This is a genomic window from Acidovorax sp. KPB24-03 (assembly GCF_057546605.1).
The window spans coordinates 1-3,800 of the sequence record NZ_BAAJYR010000341.1; the positions used below are offsets into that span (position 1 = coordinate 1).

A 3,800-nucleotide genomic window follows, 5' to 3' on the forward strand; every position below is an offset into this window, starting at 1 on the left:
CCTGGGCTATGCGCCCGAGGCCATCGCCGCGCTCACGCGGCCGCAGCCGTGGCCTGACGAGAGCGGGCTCGGCCCCCGCCAACGGGCATGCGAGCGCGGCACAGACCGCGCCGCCCCTTCATCCCCCCAACGATCACGGAGACAAACCATGACATCGCTGCCCACCCCCTGCGCACTGGCGCTGCGCCCCGCCGTTCTCACCCGCCGCCGCGCACTGGCCTGGGGCGCTGCCGCGCTCGCGGTGCCAGGCCTGGCCAACGCGCAGCCGGGCGACAAGCCGCTGCGCGTGATCCTGCCGCTGTCGGCCGGCTCGGGCGCGGACGGCGCCATCCGCGCCATCAGCAACAGCCTGGCCAAGGCCCTGGGCCATCCGGTCGTGATCGAGAACCTGCCCGGCGCGGGCGGCATCACCGGCACGGCGCAGATCGTGCGGGCGCCGCGGGACGGGTCGGTGTTCGGTGTCGTCTCGAACAACCACGTGGTGAACCCGGCCGTCTACAAGAACATTCCGTTCGATTCGCTGGCCGACATCACGCCCATCACCGTGCTGGGTGCCACGCCCTTCGTGCTGGTCGCCCATCCGTCGGTGCCGGCCAAGACCGTGCAGGAGCTGATCGCGTATGCCAGGGCCAAACCCGGCGTGCTGAACTACGGCTCGTCCGGCAACGGCACCATCCTGCACCTGGGAGCGGCGATGTTCGTGGACCAGGCGCAGGTGGACATCAAGCACATCCCGTACAGGGGCATGGGGCCGCTGATGAACGACATCCTGGGTGGACAGGTGCAGCTGGGTGTCGTGGCCGTGGCGCCGGCCGCGGCGCACATCAAGGCGGGCGCGCTGCGCGCGCTGGGCGTCACCACCGCCGTGCGCGTGCCCACGCTGCCCAGCGTGCCCACCATCGCCGAGCAGGGCCTGTCGGGCTTCGAGCTGGAAGGGTGGATCGCCCCCATCGGCCCCACGGGCCTGCCCAAGGCCGAGGTGGCGCGGCTCTACAACGGCTTCAAGGCCGCCATGGAGATGCCCGAGGCGCGCGAGGCCCTGCTGGCCCAGGGCTACGACATCAAGCTCACGCCGCCCGAGCAGGCGGCGGCGTTCTTTCGCAGCGAGGCCGCACGCATGGCGCAAGTGGTGAAAAGCGCGAACGTGAAGATGGACTGAAACGCAGCCGCCACGCACCGGCCTTTGCGCGGGCCGGCATGGCGCTCAGAAGCGGCCGCGCAGGTCCCGGTTCACGCGGTGCGTCGCGCCCCAGGCGCTGAAGCGACCTTGCGATGCGAAACGGGCCGCTCCGCCAGATCGATGCCGTTCGAATGCCTTCGGCGTTCACGCCCGCGCCCGCGCCCGCGTTCGGCGGGCGGCCGAGCCAGTCAACCTCCCTCGCGCCATCACGCCATCGCCGCCGTGTGACGGCAAGCCTTTCGGGGGGGGCGCCCCCGTGGGCGACAGGCGTTTCATGTCGACGCCAAAGCCGGCCTCCGGCGGTGCCAGGCGCGCGGTGCGCGGCCCCTGGCCCGCGGGTCGCTGCGCCGGCGACCTCTGGGTAAAGATTTTGCAAATGCGAGTCATTTTCAATTGGACGCCCTAGAATTGCGGGTTTTCCCGGGCGCCGCCCTGTGCGGTGGCTCGCTCCCTGTCCCCCATCCGGCCCCTTCCGTTCCCGCATGACCCGCCCTCCGGACCCTCGCCGCCGCGCCCGCTGGCTCAAGACCCTGCATGAATGGCACTGGTTGAGTTCCGCCATCTGCCTCGTCGGCATGCTGCTGTTCGCGGTCACCGGGTTCACGCTCAACCACGCCGGCCAGATCGAGGCCAAGCCCCGGGTCACCAGCCTGCGGGCGACCGTGCCCGCACCGGTACTCCAGGCTGTGGCGCCCCCCGTCGGGCAGGCCCGCGCGCCCTGGCCGCCGGCCCTGCAGGATTGGGCGCGGGCGCAGTGGTCCGTCGACACAGCAGGGCGCGAGGCCGAGTGGTCTGCCGACGAGGTCTATGTCTCGCTGCCGCGCCCCGGCGGCGACGCCTGGATCCGCGTGGGCCTGGCGGATGGCGAGGCCGAGTACGAACGCACCGACCGGGGCTGGATCTCCTACTTCAACGACCTGCACAAGGGCCGCAACACGGGCGCGGCATGGAGCTGGTTCATCGACGCCTTCGCCGCCGCCTGCCTGGTGTTCTGCATCACGGGCCTGTTCATCCTGAAGATGCACGCCGGCAACCGGCCCTTCACGTGGCCGATGGTCGGCCTGGGCCTGGTGCTGCCGGCCCTGCTGGCGTTCCTGTTTATCCACTGAACCGAAAGAGGAAAAATGCCCATGAAAAAGCATTTGCAGCTGCGCTACACCGTGGCGATGGGGGCCTGCCTGGGCGCGCCCGCCTTCGCGGCCGGGCTCGGCGTGGGGATCGAGATCCCGCGCCTGGACGTGGCCGAATACCACCGCCCGTACGTGGCCGTGTGGGTCGAGCGCGCCGATGCCACCGTGGCCTCCACCCTGGCCGTCTGGTACGACGTGAAGATGAAGGACGCCGAGGGCAGCAAGTGGCTCAAGGACATGCGCCAGTGGTGGCGCCGCACGGGCCGCGAACTGTCGGTGCCGATCGACGGCGTGACCAGTCCCACGCGCCCTGCCGGCAAGCACCTGCTGCAGTTCACCGAAGGCACGAACCCGCTCGCCCGGCTGCCCGCCGGCAACTACAAGCTGGTGGTGGAGGCCGCGCGCGAGGTCGGCGGCCGCGAGGTGGTGACCGTGCCTTTCGCCTGGCCCGCCGCCAAGGGCGAGCCCCTGCGGGCCAAGGGCACCACGGAGCTGGGCGAGATCACGCTCGAACTCAAGCCCTGACCCGGCAAGCCCTTCACACCCCATTCCCATCCGTCCGGAGTTTCCGCATGCATTCCAAGACCCCATCGCGCCTCGCCGCTGCCTGCCTCGTCGCCCTCTGCGGCGCGTTCACCTCCGCGCAAGCCCACAACGTGTGGCTGCTGCCGTCCACCACCGTGCTGTCCAAGGCCGAATGGATCACGGTGGACGCCGCGGTGTCCAACGACCTGTTCTTCTTCAACCACTTCCCGCTGGGCCTGGAAAACCTCACCGTCACCGCCCCCGACGGCAGTGCCGTGGCGCCCGAGAACGCCCACAAGGGCAAGCTGCGCAGCGTGTTCGACCTGAACCTCACGCAGACCGGCACCTACCGCCTGGCCGTGCTGAACAACGGCCTGTTCGCCACCTACAAGGACAAGGCCGGCCAGCCCAGGCGCTGGCGCGGCACGGCGGAAAAATTCGCGGCCGAGGTGCCTGCCGACGCCCAGGACCTCAAGGTCACGCAGTCGGCCGGGCGCATCGAAACCTACGTGACGGTGGGCAAGCCCAGCGCCGTGAAGGCCAGCGGCAAGGGGCTGGAGCTGGTGCCCGTGACGCACCCCAACGATCTGGTGAAGGGCGACAAGGCCACCTTCGCCTTCCACATCGACGGCAAGCCCGCCGCCGGGCTGGAGGTGGTGCTGGTGGCGGGTGCCACGCGCTACCGCGACAAGCAGGACGAGATCAAGGCCACCACCGATGCCAAGGGCGAGTTCAGCGTGACTTGGCCGCAGGCCGGCATGTACTGGGTCGATGCCGATGCCAGGGACGACAAGGTGTCGCTGCCCCAGGCCAAGGAACGCCGCCTGTCGTACGTGGGCACGTTGGAGGTACTGCCCTGACCCCGTCCGTCCCCGTGCGGGTGCGCTATGCGGGCGTGCCGCTGCAGGGCGGTGGCCGCAGCGGCGCCACCACCGAAGTGCTGCCGCCGCGGCCAGCGGGCGGCG

The 3,800-nt window shown here is 70.5% G+C and carries 4 protein-coding genes; all 4 read left to right on the top strand.

All coding sequences use genetic code 11. The features are described 5' to 3' along the window. Positions 1–148 precede the first annotated feature (148 nt). The 4 genes from AC27KI_RS20425 (at position 149) to AC27KI_RS20440 (ending at position 3,695) form a co-directional block, all read left to right on the top strand. Positions 149–1,159: a tripartite tricarboxylate transporter substrate binding protein gene (locus AC27KI_RS20425; RefSeq protein WP_487115537.1), complete on the top strand. Its 1,011-nt coding sequence runs from the start codon at positions 149–151 to the stop codon at positions 1,157–1,159. 503 nt (positions 1,160–1,662) lie between these two features. Then, complete coding sequence (locus AC27KI_RS20430; protein WP_487115539.1) at positions 1,663–2,289, top strand: PepSY-associated TM helix domain-containing protein; 627 nt, start codon at positions 1,663–1,665, stop codon at positions 2,287–2,289. 21 nt (positions 2,290–2,310) lie between these two features. Further along, a complete protein-coding gene (locus tag AC27KI_RS20435) occupies positions 2,311–2,835 on the top strand; it encodes a DUF2271 domain-containing protein (RefSeq protein ID WP_272568171.1) in 525 nt (174 codons plus the stop codon). A gap of 47 nt (positions 2,836–2,882) precedes the next feature. Beyond that, positions 2,883–3,695: a DUF4198 domain-containing protein gene (locus tag AC27KI_RS20440; RefSeq protein WP_487115541.1), complete on the top strand. Its 813-nt coding sequence runs from the start codon at positions 2,883–2,885 to the stop codon at positions 3,693–3,695. The last annotated feature ends 105 nt before the right edge of the window (positions 3,696–3,800 follow it).